Genomic DNA, 22,701 nt, shown 5'->3' with positions numbered 1-22,701 from the left:
AGTATATAATTAACAATGCTTAAAATAGGTATGGGTAAGTACTCAAGTGGTCGAAGAGGCGGTCCTGCTAAGACTGTAGGGGTGTATAAAGCACCCGCGGAGGTTCAAATCCTCTCTTACCCGCCATTTTTTATTTATTTTTTTTGGCCTCTAGAAGCAATAAAAAACACCAATCAAGTGGTGTTAACTAATTATATTTTAGAACAAAAGCTACATTTTTTCAGGAGTTTCTAAATCCATTAACTTCATCGCATCAAATAAAACTATTTTAATAGCTTTAACTAAAGCCACATAGCTTTCCTCGTTTTGAGATCCAATAACCTTAACATTTGAATAAAATGAATTAAATGCTCTAGCCAATTTTAGTAAATATGGTGGCAATAAATTAACCTTGTATGTTTTAGCCATTGTACTAATTAAGTCTGGGTATTCCTTCAATTGAGCTACTAATTTTTGTGAAAATTCATCAGTTAGATTGGTTGCTATAGGGTTAACATAATTAAATTTTTGCAATAATTGAGCACAACGAGCATGGGCATATTTAATAATATACATCGAATTGGATTCATCTGTACTTGTAACTTTTTTAATATCAAAATCAATTTTTGAATTGTATGATCTTTCAATCAAGAAAAATCTAATTGCATCCTTGCCAACTTCATTCATTAATTCTCTTAATGTTAAAGACGTTCCCAGACGTTTAGACATTTTAATTTCTTTGCCGTCTTTCATAACTCTTATTAGTTGGAATAAGATAATTTCTAATTGATCTCTACGGTATCCTAGATCTTCAAACGCAAACTTGACACGTTCAACATAACCAGAGTGATCTGCTCCTCAAACATCAATAATAATTCCTTTTTCTGAGTCTTCAAGTTGTCTAAATTTTTGTTCATGATAAGCAATATCTGCACAAAGATAGGTTGAATCACCGTTTCTTTTAATAATAACTCTATCCTTATCATCTTTACCACCACTTGTGGTTTTTAATCATGTTGCCCCATCTTTTACGTAGGTTGTTTTTAATCTTCTTATAGCAGGTCAAACCAAATCATTTTCATATTGCGCTTTTTCTGAAGTATATATATCAAATCACACACCAAATTTCTTTAGATCTTCTTCAATATTTTTTAGAGCAAATGTTCTACCAAAATCTCTAAATAATAATTCGATTTCAGGTGTATATTCTACACCCTTATATTCTTCGTTATACATTTCATAAAATGCTTGTGCAAATTCTATAACATCACCACCGCGATAAGCATCTTCTGGTAGTTCATATGAAGGATTAAATATTTGTTGATATCTTGAATAAATTGATACTGCTAATTTATTCATTTGGTTACCATAATCATTTACCAAATATTCCCTAATAACTTGGTGTCCGGCTTTTTCTAAAATGTTGCATAGTGTAGCCCCAATTGCGGCATTTCTAGCATGACCAATATGTAGATAGCCAGTAGGGTTTGCAGATACAAATTCTACATTAATCTTTCCTTTTCCTTCCTTAGAAAGACTTCCAAAATTTTTTCCAAGTTTATTGATTAAATTAACTGTATCTGCAAAAACTGAATTAGATACTCAAAAATTAATAAATCCAGGCTCTGCTATTTTAATTTCACTAATTTGACTAAATTTATTTAAATCAATATTTTTAACAATCTCTTGGGCAATTTCAATTGCCTTTTTGCCTAATTCTTTTTGCAATGTTAGTGCAATATTGGTAGAATAATCTCCGTAGTTTTTAGCCTCCGTTAATACTACAGGTTTATTTATCTTTAATTTGTTCAATGCTTCTTTAATTGAACATATAATAATTTCTTTTGCCGATTCCATAATTTCCATAATTTATTATTATATAATAAATTGTTTATTTTAAGGATATATCATATATAATGTTTTCATGAAAAAATATTATTTATGTGGTCCAACAGTTTATAACTATCCTCATATCGGAAATATAAGACCATGTGTTACATTTGATATCCTTATAAGAGCCCAAAGATTTCTAGGAGAAGAAATATTTTATCTTAATAATATAACTGATATAGATGACAAAATTATTAAAAAGGCTATAGATGAAAACAAAAGCGAACTAGAAATAGCAAAAAAATATGAAGAATATTATCTTGATTTATTCAAATTGTTTAATCTTGAAATGCCAAATAAAATAGTTAGAGTTACTGATTCATTAAATGATATGTATGAATATATACAAAAAATGATAGATAAAAAAGCAGCATATAAAGTAGGCGGCAACGTTTTTTTTGATGTCTTAAAATTTAAGGAATTCTATGGTTCTGTTAGCAAACAAAAAATTGAAAATTTAATATCAGATGATGATAATAATGAATTAAATAAAAAAAATAAGCAAGACTTTGCTTTATGAAAGGAAACTAATATTGGTATAAAATTTGAAAGCCCTTTTGGCCCGGGACGTCCTGGTTGACATACTGAATGTAGTTGTTTCATATCAAAATATTTCAAAGGCGAAACTATTGATATCCATGGTGGAGGTATTGATCTAATTTTTCCGCACCATGAAAACGAAAATATTCAACATTATTCAATATACAATAAGCCTCTTTCACACAACTGAATTCATTTTGGAACACTAAACTATAAGAATCAAAAAATGTCTAAGTCAATAGGAAATCTTATTTTTCCCCATGATTTTTTAAAAAAATACCATCCGGATACTTATAAGCTAATGATATTAAGTACCAATTATGCTAAGCCGATAAATGTTAGCGATGAATTATTTGATTCATTGCAGAAACTTATAAATAAGTTTATTGTCATTAATAATACTGTCCAATTAAAAAACAATACTTATAAAATTAATAAAAATAAAGTTGATGAAATAATTAAATTGTGTGCAAAATTGAATTTTGCGCAAGCAAATAAGGAAATAATACAACTTTCAAAAATAGAAGAAAACTTTAATACATTCCTAGAAATAATGAAAATTCTTGGTTTTAGTTTTACAAATAAAAAAATCAGTAGCAAAGACCTCGCTCTTTATAATCAATGACAAAAATTATTAGATGAAAAAAAATATATACAGGCCGATAATCTAAGAAAAATATTAAAGGATAAGAAATTAATATAATGAAGAACTTTATATATGGAAAAAATTCAGTCCTTGAGGCTATCGAAAATGATTTTCCTATTAAAAAGATATTTCTATTAAAGGGATTACAAAATAATAAAATTAAAGCCAAAAATATAACCTATCTACCAGCAAGTGAAATGAATAAGATAGTCAATGGTAATCATCAAGGTTACATTGCAGAAATTGAAAGTTTTAATTATCATGATCTTGGTTCAATTTATAAGGATAAGGCTGAGACAATTTTAATTTTAGATCATATACAAGATCCACAAAACTTCGGAGCAATAATTCGTTCAGCTAATGTTTTTGGAATAAGACATATTATCATACCTAAAAACAGAAGTGTAGACATAACTCCGGCTGTTTTAAAAACCTCGTCCGGTGGATTTAAAAATATCAAAATCATCAAGGTTGCTAGCTTGTTTGAAGCTATTGAAAACTTAAAAAATAATGGTTTTTGAATATATGCAACAGCACTAGATAAAAAAGCCAAAACAATATCAAATACAAGTTTTAGCTTTCCTGTTGCCTTAATTATGGGTAATGAAGAAAGCGGAGTATCAAAAACATTACTAAAACATGCAGATGAAGTGATTTATATACAACAAGATTTTGATTCTGTTCAGTCATTAAATGTTTCTGCTGCTACCGCCATTTGTTTGTATGAATTGTACAATCAAAAAAATAACAAAATAAAATAGTTGGGATTGCGTCCCAACTTTTTTATATATAAATTTAAAATTAATTTAAAGTAACTTTTGTACCAATTTTTTCGGCAATAATGTCTTCTAAATCTTTTAAATCTCCGATGAATGCAGCCTTTCCGCCTTCTTCAACAAACTTAATAGCAGCTTGCACCTTTGGTAACATACTTCCAGGAGCAAATTGTTTTTCTTCGATGTATTTTTCAAGATCAGCTTTTGTTGCGTGTTTTAGATCTTTTTGTTCTGGTTTTCCGTAGTTTACTTTAACGTAGTCAACTGCAGTTAAAACAATGAAGTAATCTGCATTTGTTAAGGCAGCCATTTTTGCTAAAGCAAAATCCTTGTCAATAACTCCATCAACTCCATTGATAAAACCATTTTCATCCTTAACAGTAGGGATACCACCACCACCACCAACGATAACAGTAGCTCCAGCTTCAATAGCGTTCTTCATTTGGTTAATACCAACAAAGTTAATTGGTTTTGGCGAAGCGACAACCTTTCTAAAACCACGTCCAGCATCTTCAACAATAACACTATTAGGATTAGCCATTTCTGCTTCTTCTCTTGTCATAAAGAAAGGACCAATAGGTTTTGTAGGATTTTTGAATGCAGGATCCATTGGATCTACTAAAGTTTGAGTCAATAGATATAGTACTTCTTTTTCTTCTAATCCTTCTTCCTTAAATGCATTGGTAATTGCATTAACCATATGGTATCCAATGTATCCTTGTGACATAGCGCCAGCTTCTGGTAAAGGAACTAATGGTGATTTAGGATTAACTGATGCAGCACTAACAAAACCATTGAAAATCATACCAACTTGTGGCCCATTTCCGTGGCCAACAATAACTTCATGGCCGGCCTTAACTAATTCAGCAATTTTTTTCGCAGGAATTTTAACTAATTCTTTTTGTTCTGCAGGATTATTTCCTAACGCATTCCCACCTAAGGCAATAACGATTCTACTCATAATTAATATCCTATTGTAGCTAGAATAACAGCCTTAATTGTGTGCATACGGTTTCCAGCTTGTTGAATTGATTTATTGTATTTTGATTGGAATACTTCGTCAGTAACTTCCATAGCTCCGGTTGCAACAACTGGGTATTTTTGTCCAAGTTTTTCTTTGATTTCTGATGAGAATAAAGTTTTATCATCATGGAATGCAGGTAAACAGTGCAAGAAAATAACACTTTCTTTTGCTGCTTTCATCATAGCCATATCAACTTGAAATGCACCAAGTTCTTGAATACGTGATTCAAATAGTTCAAATGGTTCACCTAATGATACTCAAACGTCTGTATAAATAGCATCAGCATTCATAGCAGCTTCAATCTTGTTATCTGAAAATGAAACTGATCCGCCGTTACGTTCAAAAAGTTTTTGAACAGCTTCATAAACATCTTTATGGTTTGGCCCGCTTTTAACAATTTCTCATTGTGATTTAGGACCACATAAAACAATATGAACACCAAAGAATGCAGCACCAATCATTAATGAACGAGCAACATTGTTTTTAATGTCACCTGCGAAAACAATTTTCTTTCCTCTTAGATCACCTACGAATTCCTTAAATGTTAAGTAGTCAGCTAACATTTGTGTTGGGTGTTCAGCATCGGTTAAACCATTTCAAACTGGAACACCTGAATATTTAGCAAGTGCTTCAACATCTGTTTGTTTAAAACCACGGAATTCAATACCATCATACATTTGGCCTAAAACCATAGCTGTATCTTCAACTGATTCTTTTTTACCAAAATTAGATCCTGTAGGTCCAATGTATGTGCAGCTTGCCCCTAAATCAGCGGCAGCAACTTCGAATGCACAACGTGTTCTTGTTGAGTCTTTTTGGAACATAATAACAATGTTTTTTCCTGTTAAAGGACGATTGTTAATATGTAGCCCTTGCATTTTAGCTTTCTTTAATTCTCAAGAAAGATCTAAAAGGTAATTGATTTCATCGGTTGTGAAGTTTAGAGCTGTATCTAAACTACGACCTTTTAAATTCATTGGCATATTATAAAATCTCCTATGTTTATTTGGTTATATATTTAATATTTTTAGATAGACTTTTTATAGTTTTTAAGTGTTTTTTGGTTATATAAAACACGCTAAAATTATAGCAATTTTTTTATTTTTTTAAATAGTTATAGCTTTATTTAGCCTAAAGTAAAAAATAAATGAAATTTAAAAAGAACAAAAAAATATAAGCTATTAAGCTTATACTTTATAAATCAGTAAATCGCAATTCAATTCTTAGGTTTTATTCTTGCACTAATTTCTCTTCATCACTCTTCTTATTTTTTGCAAGTTCAACATTAATCTTTTTAAGTTCTTCTAAAATTAGTTCCTCTGTAGTTAATGGTTTTGGCTCCTCAACTTCTTCAACTATTGGTAATTTTTTTGCCTTGTGATACTGAATGATATTCCTAATCAAATATACTAAAAATAAGCTTACAAATATAACCACTGTAACAATAAGAAACTGAATAAGTGCCGCAAGAAATTGGCCAATAAGAATATTGCCGATTTTGATGTCCTTTACCTCGTTAACATTAAAAACAGAGGTAATAGCCGCAAGAATAACATCCTTAGCTAGCGAAGATATTACAGCGCCAAACGAGGTACCTAATAATAACCCTATAGCTAGCATTATCATATTTCCACGCTTAACAACATTCTTAGCATCCTTGAATGCATTTTTTACATATTTCTTTTTTTCTTCAAATTCTTTTTTATTCATTTTGTTTTACTCTCTTTTTATATGAATTCTTATTGGCCATAATTGCTAAATTCCCTATAATTGATATAATTCAAAAAATAGGAAAAAGAGGAAAAATTGTTGATAAAAACAAAATAGTCTTCCCAAATTTATTAGTTTTTCATGGAGCAAATGAAAGAACAATAACATCTAATATTCAAGTTAAGATAGCACCCAATAAGGAAAAACCTAGAATAATAAATCATTTTAAATTTTCTTTGAGTAGATTAATAATATCATTGAGAAAATCATTTATTCCTTTATAGGCCTGGTTAACATCCGAACTCTCAAATTTGTTATTAACAGAACCAAGAAAATTAGACACGGATGCGTAAATAAAGTATCCAGAAATAATAAGACCTATAAAAACAAGAATCTTAAAAATAAATGAACTTATACTTATTTTTGCTTCACTTTTCATTTTTTTTACTCCATTTTTAAAAAATATTAATAATGTATATAATTATATAAAGTATTATTTAATAATTCCTTTTTTTATAAAGTACACAAGATAATTTCATCTGGAGGGTTAAAATATGAAACCAACAAAAATATTTGGTTTAGGCGGAATGCAAGAAATTGGAAAAAGCACACTAATAATTGAATATGACCAACATATTTTTATTATTGATACCGGAATTAAGTTTTGCGATAGTTTTGTTACCGGGATTAACGGTTCAATTCCAGATTTTACTTATTTAGCTGAAAACCAGGATAGAATTGAAGGGCTTTTCATAACACACGGGCATGAAGACCATATCGGTGGTGTTCCATATTTGGTTCAACAAGTAAATGTAAAAAGAATTTATGCCCCAAGAATTGCTATTCAATATCTAAAACTTAAGTTTTCTGATATGAAAATTAAGGTAAATGTCCAGTTTATTGAAATAAACCGAGATCTTGTGGCTGATTTTGGTGATTGTAGTGTTGATTGATGAACTGCTCAACATTCAATTCCTGACGCATTTGGTGTTAGAATCAAAACTCCAAATGGATCATTAATGATGACTGGTGATTTTAGATTCGATTATCGACCTATTGGCAATTTAACCGATTTCTCAAAACTAAAAAAGATTGGCGAAGAAGGTCTAGATGTCTTATTTTCGGATTCAACTAACGCCATGCGCCCTAACCATTCTCCATCAGAAAGCGATATATTAAAAGACATAAAAAAATATATGTTAGAAGCTGAAAAGAAAATCATCATTACGGCATTTGCATCAAATCTTACAAGAATAAAAGCAATCATTGAGCTCGGCGCTTCATTAGGCAAAAAAGTTATTGCTTTTGGTAGATCAATGATCGATAACATTGATATCGGTAGAAGATTAGGTTATATAAATGCGCCTGATGAAGTCTTTATAGATAAAAAAAGTCTTTCAAAATATAATGACAATGAATTACTAATTTTGACAACCGGTTCCCAAGGTGAAGAAATGGCGGGACTAGCCAAGATGTCATATGATAAACACCCAAATATATCAATCAAACCTAAGGACACAATAATTTTTTCATCTAGTCCAATACCAGGAAATAGATCTAAATGTGAGTTATTAGTTAATAGATTATATAAACTAGGAGCAATTATAAGAGAAAATGGTGTTGATGGCTACTTACACACCTCAGGGCATGCCTACCGTGATGAACATCGAAAGATATTTGAATTAACAAAACCAAAATATTTCATGCCATATCATGGTGAATTTAGAATGAGTGTGGTTCATGGCTATACGGCAATTGAATCAGGAATCAAACCAAATAACATTATTATTGCTAAGTTGGGGGACGTTTATTATTTACAAAACCATATGATTTCTTTATCAAATGAAAAAGTATATTTTGGTCCTGTATTTATAGATGGAAACATTCTATCAAAAACAAATTCACAAATCATGAAAGAAAGAATGGAATTGGGACAAAATGGTTTTGTCCATGTAATAATGGCTATTAATAAAGAAAAAAATATAATTCTTGGAAAGCCAAGAATCGTATCAAGAGGAGCATTTTTTGTTAAAAACTCATTGCAATTAGTAGAAGACGCAAAAAGACTTGTACACGGGGCGGTTTTATACACAATTAAAAACGAAAAAGATTGAACGATACCTAGAATTAAACAATTAATTATCGATAGACTTGACCCTTTCTTTTATAAAAGCAAAAGAAGAAATGTTGTTATTATTCCTACTATTCTTCTTGTTGATCAAGTTGAAATTAATAAACAAAAGATGCAGAAAGAAAACAATACTAAAAAATCAAGTCAAGTTGAAACTGAAAACAAAAATTCAAAACCAAAAAAAATAATAAGAAAAAACTCAGCAAATAAAAAAAATAAACAAATTAAAAAAGAAAAACCTAAAAAAGTTGAAAAACCCCTTGAAGAATAGGGGTTTTTATATCATCGTTTTCATAAAAGAAATAACTATATTTATTATTTGTATAACATCAATTTCATCAATATTACTCTTAAAATATTCAAAATCAGCTTCAATCCAATACAAACATCTTAATAAATTTATATCCTTACTTTTTTGTGAGTGGTCTCGGCATAAAAAACCTCCCTTATAAAATTCAAAATCTACAATATGTTCTTTATCTCCACACTCTACACATGAGCTTAAATTTTGCCTATAACCAAACATATCTAAAAAAGCTAATAAGATATAAATAAAACTATGGTTTGGTTTTTTTTCAACATTTTCTAAAAAAACCCTGTATCTAGCATATAAAAAATTATTGTTTTGCTTACCTGCTCGCTTTAAAAAGTAATGAACTTTATTAAATATATCTTGCAAGGTTTCTTGCAATGGAAAAAACGAAACTAGTGTTGCTCTTTTTAGTCTAGGCATGTTACCAATAAATTTCGATCTTATTAATTCAAAATTTACCAATCCTAATAATAATAAATTTCTTCTATTTTTGGATTCGACATTTTGTATTCCTTTGGCAAAAAAATAACAAACACCCGATTGTGTCAAAGCTTGGATGATAGCATCATTATCACCATGATTTATTATTTCTAGAACTATTCCCTCGGTCTCGAATTCTCTATTAACCATATAATATAATTTTACTTTCTATTTTTTAAAAAAATAAAATAAAAAAAGCAACGACCTATCTTCCCTTATGGTATTTTCGGCACGGAAGGTCTTAACTGCTGAGTTCGGAATGGAATCAGGTGGGCCCCTTCGTTATGGTTGCTGTAAATATAATTATATATTAAAAAAATTTTTTTATAATATTTTTTTAAAATTATTATTTTTATATCGATAAACTTGTTTTTTAATTAGAAATTGCAAAACATGTTTGCACATTATTTTATAATAAAAATTAATTTTATTGTAAAAATAAAATTCATTATATCTAGATATGCTTTTTACTTATAAAGGTTTATTACCGCAAAAAAGTAACTTAATTTATATTCCCAATCAATATATCAAATCATCTTGCATAATTTTTAAATCATAAGGGTTTGGATACAAAATGTTTCTATTTTTTTGCTATTGTTTTAACAAGATAGTCAATAAAGAATATTAAAAAATATATCTATAATATTTTTAATTGTATTTCATAAATAACCAAATATCTTATTTATGAAAATCCGCAAGTTTCTTGTTCTAACTATGTTTCATTATTTTAACAATTAGCTTAATTAATATTATTCTAGTTTTTTAAAGCTTTGCATAATATCCTTACTTTATCTAATTATTCAAAACTATTTCTCTACTTACTAGAAACAAAATAATATTAAAAACCAGCCGTATAGCTAGTTTTATAAAAATTATTTTTTTAAATATTATTGCGCAATTATATATTATCTTTTCGCAATGACTAAGGTTTTATCTTTTTATTTAGTATGCTTGCTATATTTTAATATATATTAAAATTACATTTTTTTATTCTTTCTATGACGTTTAATCATATATCAAGTGCCAACGCTTGCTCCTGCCAACGTTGGTATTACCACAAGCGGGGTTGCAATTGCAGCTACATTAACCTTAGATTTGCTATCTTTTTTAGAAATATCAGGTTTTTTAGGAATACTAGGGTTTTTCTCTTCTTCTTTTGGTTGATTCATTTTAGGATTATCTTTTTTTGGATCATCTTTCTTGTTGTTTTCTTGCTCAAGAATGGCCTTTTGAATTTGTAATTTTATGCTTCTTAATTCTTTTATGTTTTTAGCTTTTTTAGCTAATTTTTCTAGCTCTTTTTTCTTTACATTTGAGTCATTTAATTTATCTAATTCTTTATTAATTGTTTCAAACTCTTTGCTAAATTCTTTATTAGCTCTTTCAATAATATTACTTAATTTTTCAGGATCATCAAGGCCTTCTTTTAATTCTTTATCAAATTGAGATTTTATATCAGAACCTTCTAACTTATTAACAGCATCCACAGCATCTTTTTTTATCTTAGCATTATCCTGCGACTTTTTTTCTTGGGTTATTTCTTTTAATAAAAGCTTTAGTGCCCCAATGTTTTTCGCGCTGTCAATTCTTGCTTGGTAATCCTTTTTATCCAATAATTTATTATATATATCTAATACTTTTTGCTTTTCGGCATTATAAATGGGTTCTGCTTTCTCAGCAACACTAAGAAGTTTAGCCATATCACCTTTAGCATTAGCAAGCATTTTTTTAAATTCATCATATTGACTAGAACCTTCAAGTTGGTCAACTGCTTTTTGTGCTCTTTTAGTTAAATTAACCAAATCTTGTTCTTGCTTTTCAACCAATAAAATCTTTTGCAATTCATCTAACTTCGCTATATTGTTAGCATTATTAAATTTTTCAACAAAATCTTTTTTATCATCAAGGCTTTCCAAAATCTTGTTAACTTCTGTTTTTTTAGTAGTATATTCAAGATTTGCTTCTTTTATTAATTCTAAAAGTTTATCTATTTCCTCTTGTGATTTTTCTAATCTCATTTGATATTCATCATGCTTTGATGAACCAACTGTTTTATCAACTGCCTCTTTAGCATTTTTTCTTGCGTTTAGCAAATCTTCGTTTGCTCTAATTTTCTTAGCTTCATCTGCAATTTTTTTTAATTCTGTAATATTGTTTGATTTTTCTATTTTTTCAATATTTTCTCTTTTGGCTTCTTCATCAAGAATAGAATTTACTATTCTAGTAGCATTTTCTTTTTCATTAATAAATTCATTATTGGCTTCTTCAAAAATAACAGTCAATTGTTCCAAAGTTAAATTTTGATTTGATAAACGCTTTTCAAAATCGTCATGCATATCTGAACCAATAGTTTTTTTTACAACTGCTTCTGTGTCTTTTCTAAGCTCACTAATTTGCTGCTTAATAATCTCGCCATATACTCTTTGTAAAACCTTAACGTTTCATGCATTATCTATTTGCTCACGAAATTTCATTTTTTCTTTTAGTTTTTGGAATGATTCTTCTGCTTTACTTTTTAATGTATCATACACTTTTTCAGCATCATCTCTAAGTTTAATTAATTCTTCCATTGAGGTATTTTTTGTAACATTTAATGCTCGCTGTTTAATATCTTTTTCATATTCAGCTGAGCCTTTTGCTCTAACGGCAGCTGTTAACGCTTCAAGTCTAATCTTGTCATTAATTAATTCCTTATCCACTTCTTTTGAAAGCTTATTAGCTATACTTTCTCCAGCGATGTTTCTTATTTCGGTAATAATTGGAATAATTTTTTTCAAGGTATTGACATACTGTGGAGAAGATGGATTTGTTCCATCTTCTACTTTTAATAAGTCTATTATTTTAGTATCAATTTTCACATTTTCTTTATTATTTTTTAACAGTTCAAGGGCCTCAAATTCAGCAATAACAACTCTAATAAAATACACATCATCATATTTGGAATCTAATTGGTTAAAAATACTAAGTTTTTGAGGCTCCTCCTTTGCCTTTAAATCAGTATTAATATTTTGTTTTTTTATTTCTTCGTTAAGAAAAATTTCGTAATTAAACGAAGCTTGTTTAAATAAACGAATAAATTCTTTTCAAGATGACGACAAAAATGCGATATTATATTCTGAAAATTGGTTGTTAAGTTTATTATCTGGAACGAGATTTAATTCATCATTATATTTCTTATATGGTAATTCATCAATTTCAGCAGAATCATTAATTTTGAGCAATTTCTTCAAAACTTTATAGGCATGCAACAAGTTATATTGTGTTTTTAAAGTCATTGCTGAATAAAAAATTTTTAAATCGGCCAAATTCTCAATTTCATCAGATGTTGGCTTGTGAATTATTGAATTATCAAGAATATCAGTGTTCCTATCTTTTGCTTCTAAAATCTCTTGTTTATTTTGAACATCCTCACTCTGGCGACTAATTACGGCAGGGGTTGTTGGAATTAAAACGCTCGAAAACACATTCAACAATAAATTAAATAACCTCATAAAAATACCTCATTTATTTTATATTTAAATTTATTTAAAAATAACTAATTACAAAATTTGAAAAATATTAACTTTTTTATAAAAAAAATTTATTATTTTAAGAATTAAAATTAGTCTCGAATTAAATTAAAATTTACATGTTAACTGATTGATTTGTATTGCAAATATTCAAATCTATCTTATTTTAAGGACTTTTTTATTACATTAAAATGTGGAAATAACATTTTATATAATCAATCATTAACTATATTATATAGTAAATAGAATGAAATTACCAAAGTAATTAGTTATAACTTTTTTATATTTTTTTAAAACATGAAGATTATTATTTCATAAATTTATAAATATCAGTTTTTAGTTACCTACAATGCTTAAAGTAAAAAAGGAAATAAAAAAAAGCAACGACCTATCTTCCCTTATGGTATTTTCGGCACGGAAGGTCTTAACTGCTGAGTTCGGAATGGAATCAGGTGGTCCCCTTCGTTATGGTTGCTATGGATATAATTATATACTAATTTTTTTTATATTCATTTTTTTTAAAAAAATATCCATTATGTAAATTCTCAATCATTTTATACTATATTGCAATTCTCAAATCTCTTACTCAAAAAGTAAGTAGGAGATAAATTTACACAAAATTTACTACATCACCAGTTTTTCCTGATTACTGGTTTAATTTTTAAGTCTTAAATAAATTTGATATCATAGGTTTAATAAACATTTTTAAACTATAAAAGTGTTGCGATTTGATTGAGAATTAATAAGAAAAAAACCAGCCAAAAAGGCTAGTTTTAATTTTGCAGATAAAATTATAAATTGTAATGTAATTCGACAATTTCTTTCAAGGTTTCAAGAGGTAATGCACCAGTCTCTAATAATAAATTCAAAAATTCCTTAATGTTTTCCTTATTTGATACAAATTCTTCCCTTGAAAGGCCTTTTGACTTACGAACTCTGTCATATAGTTTCAACATTGCTTCTTTACCTGAATTATACGATGTTGCTTGTCCGGGTAGGTTTAGATAACGTTTTGATTCTGATGTAATATCACCAATTCCTAATGCTGAGTTAGCATGTAGGAATTTTCTTATGTCATTAATTGAAGCGCCAGCTGGTAAATCATCAGTACCTTTAATATCTCCATGATATGCAGTATCAACAGCACGTCTCATGTTACGCAATTGAGCTTCATTTAAAGCACCAAAATATTGCAACATATTAGCTAATTCAACAGCTTTCAAAGTATGCAATTTATCATCATCAATTTTGTTTTTTGAAACAACTAAATTTCAATATACGCCACCATGTAGTTCCTTCATTCCTTTAATTTCTTCGTTAGTTACATATTGTGGTCTTGTCGCTTTAACAAAACTTGTAATTCCTTTTGCCGATTTGAAGCTAACAGGTAGAGCGTAATAATCTTCATTTTCAAAGTCAGGCGTTCCATATAAACCTGCCTCGATTCCAAATCATTCCATAAATAAAGCTCAACCTTCCTTGTATGAAGTATAGTTAAAAATGTCTCCTATCGTTAGCCCATCAACAGTTTTTAGAAATTTTTGCGCATAGTATATTTGGTTGTGGTGCCCCATAACACTTTCGTGGTTAGCAAAAGAAGTTACTGACCATTTTGGCAAGCCAAAATAAGGGTCCGCATTAAATGTAAATGCACCAAATCCGTCTTTTTCAACCTTAGCTCTTCCGTTATATGCACCGACACCTGAACTTAAACGAGTTGAATATTCATATGTAGTAATTCCATATCTCGGCACTTGTTTAGGGAAATAAGAATATCCTTCGTTAATAGTAGTGTCTCTAAATTGATTATAACCTTTAAAAGCTTCTAAAGCTCCGTAATAAAACTGGTCATTTGTAATTGAACCATATTTAGAATTTTGGCCTTTTAAGAATTCATAACCTAAAGTCTTTAAATTTTTAATAGCATCTTGTAATTTTGGGTCTTTTTCTAATTCATTCTTCTTTTCTTGCGTGTAATATGAGGAATTTTCGCGACCAAAAAAGAACTGTTCTTGGTTTAATCATTTATAAAACTCAGGCAAATTAATATTCCCATTTGCATCTCTTATTTCAAGTACAACATCCTTAACCTCTTGTGGGCCAACACCATCAGAATCATACTTAATAGTTGGGGTTCATGGCTCGTTCTCATTTCCGGTAATTAATCTGGCAACTGCTTTTGCAGTTAATTCCATGTTCTTAACAGCCGTCTTTGTTGTTTCATAACCCGAATTAAATACGTCCTGTGCAGAATCATTTGAAGTTGTAGCAAATTTTAAAATACCATCATATATCTTTTTACCAGTTGTATTTTTCTCATCACCAGGAATACTTGATAAACCAACATTTTTAGCATCAAGATCTTTTTCAGTTAAACCAAGCCCGTAAATTGAAACAACTTTTTTACTTGAATTATCAAAAATTTCAATAGTATTTTCTAATTCGTTAACTACATTTGATTTAAACACCTTAAGCTCTTCTAAATTTTCGCCTAAGCCAGTAGTTGATGCTTTGTAATATTCAGTTGCATAAAATTTATGGAATGCCTTGGTTTTTTCATCAAGAGTTTTATTAGAATCAATTATCTCAATAACAGACTTTGATTCTTGTGTTCCTTTTGCAAACTCTAGCAATTCCTTTGAATAATGTCTTGATAAGATGATATTAACATTGTTTTTAATAACAACTTTTGATAAAACAATATTAGCTTGCATTCCTTCGTTTAAGTTTCTTTGCATCTTTTCGGCTTTATCGCCAGTTATTCTTAAAATAGTTTTATAAAATGAATTAACTGGGTAAGCTGATGTTGGTCCACCTTCATAAAATGCACCTGCTAGTCGCCCTTGTGAAGCATAGACGGTTTGCGCGATTTCCCAATCATATTTCAATCCACTTGCTCAGGCTGTTGTAGTTACATTGAGATTATTAGAGTTAATTTTTGAAAATAAATCAATTCATTTTTGATAGTATTTAACAATCTTGTCAACATCTTCTTTTTCAGGATAGAATATATCAATATTTGCCGCCAAATCATCTAATTCTCTCTGAAACTTATCATATGAAAGAACAATATATCTAGCTGTATGTTTGTAATTATTATCATAATACTTAGCATCACCATGTTGGGCGATTTTAGCTAAATAAGGCAATATTGCATTATCAATGTTTACTTTGTATTCTAACTCAAGATTTCTAATTTCGCTAGCAAGCATTTCGATTTCTTTAGCAATTTTTGTGGCTTGTTCACTCTTTTTATCATCCAATTCATTATACTTTGTGTTTAAATCTTTTAGTTTGGTATTCTTTTCCTCAATATTATTTTTTGTATCAACATTTGCCTCAACTGCCTTTGCCTCAGCATTTGTTAATTCGCTTTCTAGTTTCTTGTTTTCATTAATTGTTTTTCTAAATAAAGCATTTTGAGCAGCAAAAGGGATTACAGTAAAAATCACAGGAGCTGCAACTAAGGTGCCAACAACCGAAGTTATTATTAATGCTTTTTTGTTTTTTTGAGTCATATATATTATTTAAAATCCTTTTATTATATGTCTAATTTAAAAATATAAATCCAATGTTTAGTAGTTCCTGCCAAAAATTGCAGGTACCTTAATTTTAAATGAAAAAGCATAAAAATATTTATCTTTGATACTATACAGAGTTTTAGTTTCACTACAAGAAAGGAAAATTAAAAACATCTAGACTAGCTAGATGTTTTTAAAAAAGAATAATTAAATCTCTTATAGTTTGTAATGTAATTCTACAATTTCCTTTAAAGTTTCAAGAGGTAATCCACCTGTTTCTAACATTAGATTTAATAGTTCTTTAATGTTTGCCTTATCTTCGACAGTAACAAAATCTTTTCTTGAAAGTCCCTTTGATTGACGTACTCTGTCATATAGCTTCAACATAGCTTCTTTACCAGCATTATATGATGTTGCTTGTCCAGGTAGGTTTAGATAACGTTTTGATTCTGATGTAATATCACCAATTCCTAATGCTGAGTTAGCATGTAGGAAGTTTCTAACATCTTGAATTGATGCACCGGCAGGTAAATCTTCTTTTCCTTCAATTCTTCCATGGTATGCAGGATCGACAGCACGTCTCATGTTACGTAATTGAGCTTCATTTAAAGCACCAAAATATTGTAACATATTAGCTAATTCAACAGCTCTTAGAGTGTGTTCTTCATCGCTTGAGTTATTTTTGCCTTCTGATGCAACTAAACTCCAATATACACCACCATGTAATTCCTTCATTCCTTTAATTTCTGCGGCAGTTACAGCTGATTCATCTTGCGATATTGCTGAAGAAACAAAGCTTGTAATTCCATTTGAATGTTTAAAACTTACTGGGAAAGCGTAATAGTCTTCGCTGTCAAAGTCAGGAGTTCCATATAGTCCTGATTCAATTCCGAATCATTCCATAAATAAAGCTCAACCTTCTGCATATGAAGTGTAATCAAAGATATTTCCAACAGTTAATCCATCAATAGTTTTTAAAAACTCTTTAGCGTAATAGATTTGGTTGTGGTGTCCCATAACACTTTCGTGGTTAGCAAAAGAAGTTACTGATCATTTTGGTAAGCTATAGTATGGATCGACATTAAATGTAAATGCACCAAATCCGTCTTTTTCAACTTGTGCATTACCATTATATGCACCAACACCTTCTTCGGCACGTCTTCTATATTCATATGAAGTGATTCCGTATCTTGGAACACTCTTAGGGAAATATGAATATCCATGCTCAATTGTAGTATCTCTAAATTCATGGTAACCCTTGAATGCTTCTAGTGCTCCATAGTAGAATTGTTCATTTGTAATTGAACCATATTGGTTGTGATTTGTCTTTAAGAAGTCATATCCTAATCTGGTTAGATTTTGTCTTGCATCCTGTAATTTAGGATCATTTGCTAAATCGTGTTTTTTAGCTTCTGTGTAATATGAAGCATCTTCACGACCAAAGAAGAATTGTTCTTGGTTTAATCACTTGTAGAAATCAGAAATATTGATTTCACCATTAGCATCTCTAATTTTTAATTTAACTTCTTCAACTGGATTTGGTCCAAGACCATCAGCATCATACTTAATTGTTGGAGCTCATACACCTTTGTCTTTTCCAGTAATTAATTTAGCAACTGCAGCGGCTGTCAATTTCATATTTTTAGCAGCTGTTGTCGTTGTTTCATAACCTGAATTAAACACATCTTGGGCTGTATCATCTGTAGTAGTAGAGAATTTTAAGATACCACTATAAACCTTATCTCCATTTGTTACACCTGGTTTTCCTACGATAGAATTTAAACCAACATTCTTAGCATTTAGGTCTTTTTCAGTTAAACCAACACCATAAACTGTTTTAACATCATTGCCATCAAATACTTCAACGTGATTTTCTTTTTCGTTGATTTTATTTGCTTTATATAGTTTTAATTCATCTAGATTTTCACCCAAACCTGATTTAGAAGCCTTGTAATATTCATTAGCATAGAATTTGTGGAATTCCACTAATTTTGGGCTTGATTTAGCTAATTCTTCATTTTTTGCAATAAGGTCAGTAACTTTTATTTCATCATCAGATCCATTTAAAAATTCTTTCAATTGATCTTGGTAAAAATTAGATAAAATTGATCTTACATTATTTTTGATAACCACTTTTGATAAAACAACATCAGATTCAATTCCTTCTTTAAGATTCTTTTGAACCTTTGGAGCTCTCTCTTCATCAATTGAACTAATTGTGTCATAAAAAGCATTGATAGGATATGCTGAAGATAGACCTCATTCTAATCAAACACCAAGTAAACGGCTTTCTGATGCATAAACTGTTTTAGCTATTTCTCATTCATATTTTAATCCGCTTACTCATGCTGTTGAGGCAGTGTTTAGGTTTCTTGAATTAATTTTCGAAAATGTATTAATTCAATCTTGATAGAACTTAATAATTTCTTGAGCATTTTCCTTGCTTGGATAATTTATATCTAAATCATCTCTAGAAGCAAGTTTTGCTAAATCTCTTTGAAATTTTTTGTATGACAATACTACATATTCGGCTGTATTTTTTAAGGTACCTTCATAGTATCTCAAATCACCTTCTTCAGCAATTTTTGCTAATATAGGTAAAATTTTAGATTCAATATTTTCTTGATATTGATCGTCAAGTTGAGCACGTTCTGCTTCAGCATTTCTAATTTCTTGTTCTAATTTTGCTTTAGTTGCTTCATCAGCTTTTTGGCTTTTTTGTGTTAAGTCTGCAATTTGAGCATCCTTAGCATCGATTTTAGCTTTTAAAGCCTTATTTGCTTCATCTTCAACAGCTGCTTTCTTAGCTTCTACATATTCTTTCTCATATCTTTGATTCTTTTGAGTTTCTCTTTTAAATCATGAAATTTGAGCGCCATATGGAATTATTGTAACTACTGTAGGTACTAAAACAATACCGCCTACAATACCACTAATAATTAGGGCTTTTTTTGTTTTTGGAGTCATATATATACTTATCCTTAAATTTAGTTTATTAATTTATCATTTAATAAAATTTTTTACCTTTTGATAAAGTTTAAAAAATAAAGATTTGTGTGTCCACAATAGATACACATTTTTTATTATATTACATTTGCCTTTAGTTTACATAATTAGAGGAAAAAATGGACCAAAAAAAGTCAAATCTCAATCTTTTTAAGATATTTTATAATTTAACACCTCAATCAATCGAAATGATTTAGCATCATTTGTTTTATTATAAAATTTATATAAGTAAAAATATATTTTTTTTATTATAGAGGTAATGTATGGAAAATCAAAAAAAAGTAATATTAACAGTAATTGATGGTTTGGGTCTTAGAAATGAAAGACAAGGAAATGCTTTTGCACAGGCTTATCATCCAATATTTGATTATTTGTTTGCAATGTGTCCTAATTCTGTTTTGCAAGCATCCGGAGAATATGTAGGCCTTCCAAAAGGTCAAATTGGGAATTCAGAAGTCGGCCATCTAAACATCGGGGCAGGAAGAATTGTATATACTGGTTTATCATTGATTAATAGAGCAATAGAGACTGGTGATTTTGAAAAAAACGAGGTAATAAATAAATTAATTGATAATTCAATAGCAAACAATACCACTTTGCATTTAATGGGCTTGCTAAGTAATGGCGGTGTACATTCATTAGATAACCATTTATTTGAAATTATAAAACTTGCCAACCACAAGGGGCTTAAAAAAGTTTCAATTCATATTTTTGGCGATGGTCGAGATGTCAAGCCACAATCAATTAATGATTCATTGATAATACTTAAAAAATTATCAGAAGATTTCAATTATCCGATTTCAAGCATTTCAGGGCGCTTTTATGCTATGGACCGTGACCAAATATTCGAAAGAAATGAATTAGCACTTGAAGCGATTCTTGGTAAATCGCCCATCAAGTATAAAGATATTAATAAGTATATAAACGAACAATATAATCAAGGAATTTATGACGAGTTTTTCTACCCTGCACAAAACCAAAATGGCTTATTTTTAAAAGAAAATGATAATGTTTTTTTCTTTAATTTTAGACCAGATCGTGCTAGACAACTTAGTCATCTAATTTTAGATAGCAAACTATATGAATATAAACCTAAAAGCAAAACAAAACCAAATCTCTTTGCTTCTTTAATGAAATATGAGGGTATTAATTCCTTAGTCGCATTTAAAGAAATGCAAGTAGATAACCCGCTTGGAGAAGTGTTAGCCACCAATAATCTAAAACAACTAAGATTAGCAGAGACTCAAAAATATGCGCATGTGACCTTCTTTATGGATGGTGGAAAAGAAGTTATTTATAAAAATGAAGATAGAATTTTAGTAAATAGTATCAAAGCTGCAAGCTTTGCTGATTATCCTCATATGTCAGCTAAAGAAATAACTGACGAATTGCTTGAAAAAATTAATGATTATGACTTTGTTATCATGAATTATGCTAATCCAGATATGGTGGGTCATACTGGAAATTTACAAGCAACAATAAAAGCAATTGAGTTTCTAGATGAACAATTTGAACGAATTCTTAAATTCGTGATAGCTAATCGTGATAAAGTAACATGATTCATAACTGCCGATCATGGAAATGCCGAAATAACTGAGGATGAAAATAATAAACCTGCAACAAAACATACAACAAGTCCGGTTTTATTTGTTTCAACTGATAAAAATATTGAATTAAAAAATGGGTCGCTTTGTGATGTTGCACCCACAATTCTTGAATATTTAAATATTCAGAAACCAAAGGAAATGACAGGACAATCATTGCTAAAGAAGTTCTAATTAAATTTATAAAAGTAATATAAGTGTTAATTCTTAATCAAATTGCAACATTTTTATAGTTAAAAATTCTTATTAAACTTATGATATCAAATTTATTTTTTAAGACCTAAAAATTTAAACCAGTAATCAGGAAAATTAGCAAAGTGTGACACTTTGCTATTATTTTTTTGTCAATCTATATATTTTGAAAAAAATTAAATAGCAATATATTTTTAAATTAACCTTACGGCCCTTATTTTTTAAATTTATTCATATTTGGATTGGTTAATTGCACTTTTAAACATTGATTTTAGGTGGCTCATTTCTTCCTTTAAACCTGATGTATTTAATTCAAATTTTTCTAAATTTCTAATCAAGTAATTAAACTTGTTCGTAAATGTCGAAACTACTGACTTATGCGTTACAACTATCAAACTCAATTTATAAGCCAAATCGTCTCAAACGTCAAGATTTTTACCTATTAAAAATCTTTTGTGAGTTAAAGTTAGATAAATCACTACTTGCTTTGTAATGATTTTCCGGAGTTTTAAAAAAATATTCACCACTTGAGTTCATACGAAATAAAACTCTTATTTTCTTTGAAAAATTAACTCTATTGCCATTAGTATCAACTGGGGCATAATATTCGTCTGTGACTAAATGAATTTTGTTTTTAAAATACAATCAACATACCAACCAGGATCGCCTTCAGTTATTTTTCTAAAACAGTTTTTATTGCTATTTCTTTTTAATTTTGGAGATATAAAATTAAAGTAATCTATTAATTGGTCTTCAATTTTACTAATTTCTGTTCAATGTTTTATATTCTTTATTTTAAAGCATATGGGATAATTTAATTGAGCAGTTTTAAAAGACCTTTCAACACTGCTATTTATTGCATAATAAAATATTGTTTCTAAAACCGTGTTATTTAAAATATTTTTTAACGTTTCTTTTAGCTTCTTTTCTAGCCCTTTTGTGCGAGCGCTCTGTTGCATAGCTCCTTTTTTTAAAGGCGCGTCTGTAAAGAGTTTTTAAAGACATTATTGAACCTTTTGTTCTATAATAAATTGCCATAGTAACATTTCTAGTTCTATCAATAGGTTGTTGAAAAACAAAAGAACTAAAATCTCTGATTTTTTCAATTTTAGAATCTACAAAATCATCACTAAACTTTTGTCTATATTTATTTCCTTTATTTTTGTGCGAGATATTAAATGTCCCACTAAAATTTATAGATTTTTTAATTTTAGAAACTGTAAAACGGCTAACTTCGTGTTTTATGGCGATTTGGTTTATTTTTATTTTTTTCATTAGTTATATCGATATAAATACCTTTTCTTTTTTTCTCAAAATCTGTTAAATTCTGGATTTCTATTTTTTTATATTTCACATTACCTCCTATAGTGATTTTAAACT

Annotated in this window: 17 protein-coding genes, 1 tRNA gene and 2 rRNA genes; 5 read left to right on the top strand and 15 right to left on the bottom strand. The window is 29.1% G+C overall.

What is annotated here, in order from left to right; all coding sequences use genetic code 4:
- Nucleotides 1-32: 32 nt before the first annotated feature.
- Nucleotides 33-126, top strand: a tRNA-Ser gene (locus tag ACWXVS_RS01095).
- A gap of 84 nt (nt 127-210) precedes the next feature.
- On the opposite strand, the gene argS is transcribed toward ACWXVS_RS01095, so the two are convergent.
- Nucleotides 211-1,836 (bottom strand): arginine--tRNA ligase, encoded by a 1,626-nt coding sequence (argS, locus tag ACWXVS_RS01090; protein WP_455994633.1) that lies wholly within the window; start codon nt 1,834-1,836, stop codon nt 211-213.
- A gap of 67 nt (nt 1,837-1,903) precedes the next feature.
- On the opposite strand from argS, the gene ACWXVS_RS01085 reads away from it, so the two are divergent.
- Together ACWXVS_RS01085 and rlmB are read left to right on the top strand one after the other, a co-directional pair.
- Nucleotides 1,904-3,112: a class I tRNA ligase family protein gene (locus ACWXVS_RS01085; RefSeq protein WP_455993904.1), complete on the top strand. Its 1,209-nt coding sequence runs from the start codon at nt 1,904-1,906 to the stop codon at nt 3,110-3,112.
- Nucleotides 3,112-3,816, top strand: a complete 705-nt coding sequence (gene rlmB, locus ACWXVS_RS01080) for a 23S rRNA (guanosine(2251)-2'-O)-methyltransferase RlmB (RefSeq protein WP_438340622.1) — start codon at nt 3,112-3,114, stop codon at nt 3,814-3,816. The genes ACWXVS_RS01085 and rlmB overlap by 1 nt, the downstream gene beginning before the upstream one ends.
- A gap of 40 nt (nt 3,817-3,856) precedes the next feature.
- Here the strand turns inward: rlmB and arcC are convergent, their stop codons facing one another.
- From arcC to ACWXVS_RS01060, 4 genes are all read right to left on the bottom strand, one after another.
- Nucleotides 3,857-4,792, bottom strand: a complete 936-nt coding sequence (gene arcC, locus ACWXVS_RS01075) for a carbamate kinase (RefSeq protein ID WP_438340621.1) — start codon at nt 4,790-4,792, stop codon at nt 3,857-3,859.
- A 2-nt stretch (nt 4,793-4,794) separates the two neighbouring features.
- On the bottom strand, nt 4,795-5,838 hold the full coding sequence (argF, locus tag ACWXVS_RS01070; RefSeq protein WP_438340620.1) for an ornithine carbamoyltransferase: 1,044 nt from the start codon (nt 5,836-5,838) through the stop codon (nt 4,795-4,797).
- A gap of 247 nt (nt 5,839-6,085) precedes the next feature.
- Nucleotides 6,086-6,565, bottom strand: a complete 480-nt coding sequence (locus ACWXVS_RS01065; RefSeq protein ID WP_444704993.1) for a large conductance mechanosensitive channel protein MscL — start codon at nt 6,563-6,565, stop codon at nt 6,086-6,088.
- The gene (locus tag ACWXVS_RS01060) at nt 6,558-7,004 is read right to left on the bottom strand and encodes a hypothetical protein (RefSeq protein WP_455994631.1); all 447 of its coding nucleotides are present in this window, start codon (nt 7,002-7,004) and stop codon (nt 6,558-6,560) included. The genes ACWXVS_RS01065 and ACWXVS_RS01060 overlap by 8 nt, the downstream gene beginning before the upstream one ends.
- A 115-nt stretch (nt 7,005-7,119) precedes the next feature.
- On the opposite strand from ACWXVS_RS01060, the gene ACWXVS_RS01055 reads away from it, so the two are divergent.
- Nucleotides 7,120-8,967 (top strand): RNase J family beta-CASP ribonuclease, encoded by a 1,848-nt coding sequence (locus ACWXVS_RS01055; protein WP_438340617.1) that lies wholly within the window; start codon nt 7,120-7,122, stop codon nt 8,965-8,967.
- Between the two features lie 6 nt (nt 8,968-8,973).
- Here the strand turns inward: ACWXVS_RS01055 and recO are convergent, their stop codons facing one another.
- The 6 genes from recO to ACWXVS_RS01025 form a co-directional block, all read right to left on the bottom strand.
- Nucleotides 8,974-9,639 carry a DNA repair protein RecO gene (gene recO / locus ACWXVS_RS01050; protein WP_455994629.1) on the bottom strand — a complete coding sequence of 222 codons (666 nt, stop codon included), beginning with the start codon at nt 9,637-9,639 and terminating at the stop codon, nt 8,974-8,976.
- A 42-nt stretch (nt 9,640-9,681) separates the two neighbouring features.
- Nucleotides 9,682-9,785, bottom strand: a 5S ribosomal RNA gene (gene rrf, locus ACWXVS_RS01045).
- A 681-nt stretch (nt 9,786-10,466) separates the two neighbouring features.
- Nucleotides 10,467-12,980: a hypothetical protein gene (locus ACWXVS_RS01040; protein WP_455994627.1), complete on the bottom strand. Its 2,514-nt coding sequence runs from the start codon at nt 12,978-12,980 to the stop codon at nt 10,467-10,469.
- A 393-nt stretch (nt 12,981-13,373) separates the two neighbouring features.
- Nucleotides 13,374-13,477 (bottom strand): 5S ribosomal RNA (gene rrf / locus ACWXVS_RS01035).
- A gap of 312 nt (nt 13,478-13,789) precedes the next feature.
- On the bottom strand, nt 13,790-16,516 hold the full coding sequence (locus ACWXVS_RS01030; protein ID WP_455994625.1) for a DUF885 family protein: 2,727 nt from the start codon (nt 16,514-16,516) through the stop codon (nt 13,790-13,792).
- Nucleotides 16,517-16,735: 219 nt separating this feature from the next.
- On the bottom strand, nt 16,736-19,486 hold the full coding sequence (locus ACWXVS_RS01025) for a DUF885 family protein (RefSeq protein WP_455994624.1): 2,751 nt from the start codon (nt 19,484-19,486) through the stop codon (nt 16,736-16,738).
- Nucleotides 19,487-19,788: 302 nt separating this feature from the next.
- Here ACWXVS_RS01025 and gpmI point away from each other — a divergent pair, with 302 nt between their 5' ends.
- On the top strand, nt 19,789-21,303 hold the full coding sequence (gene gpmI, locus ACWXVS_RS01020; protein WP_455994622.1) for a 2,3-bisphosphoglycerate-independent phosphoglycerate mutase: 1,515 nt from the start codon (nt 19,789-19,791) through the stop codon (nt 21,301-21,303).
- A 245-nt stretch (nt 21,304-21,548) separates the two neighbouring features.
- Here gpmI and ACWXVS_RS01015 read toward each other — a convergent pair whose 3' ends face one another.
- From ACWXVS_RS01015 to ACWXVS_RS01000, 4 genes are all read right to left on the bottom strand, one after another.
- On the bottom strand, nt 21,549-21,734 hold the full coding sequence (locus tag ACWXVS_RS01015; RefSeq protein ID WP_455994620.1) for a hypothetical protein: 186 nt from the start codon (nt 21,732-21,734) through the stop codon (nt 21,549-21,551).
- 22 nt (nt 21,735-21,756) lie between these two features.
- Nucleotides 21,757-21,966: a hypothetical protein gene (locus ACWXVS_RS01010; RefSeq protein WP_455994618.1), complete on the bottom strand. Its 210-nt coding sequence runs from the start codon at nt 21,964-21,966 to the stop codon at nt 21,757-21,759.
- A gap of 243 nt (nt 21,967-22,209) precedes the next feature.
- Complete coding sequence (locus ACWXVS_RS01005) at nt 22,210-22,596, bottom strand: hypothetical protein (protein ID WP_455994616.1); 387 nt, start codon at nt 22,594-22,596, stop codon at nt 22,210-22,212.
- The gene (locus tag ACWXVS_RS01000; RefSeq protein ID WP_455994614.1) at nt 22,550-22,675 is read right to left on the bottom strand and encodes a hypothetical protein; all 126 of its coding nucleotides are present in this window, start codon (nt 22,673-22,675) and stop codon (nt 22,550-22,552) included. The genes ACWXVS_RS01005 and ACWXVS_RS01000 overlap by 47 nt, the downstream gene beginning before the upstream one ends.
- Nucleotides 22,676-22,701 lie beyond the last annotated feature (26 nt).

This window comes from Mycoplasma sp. 327 (genome assembly GCF_053851655.1).
Note: the sequence above shows the minus strand (reverse complement) of the source record. Positions and strands in the feature narration are given on the sequence as shown.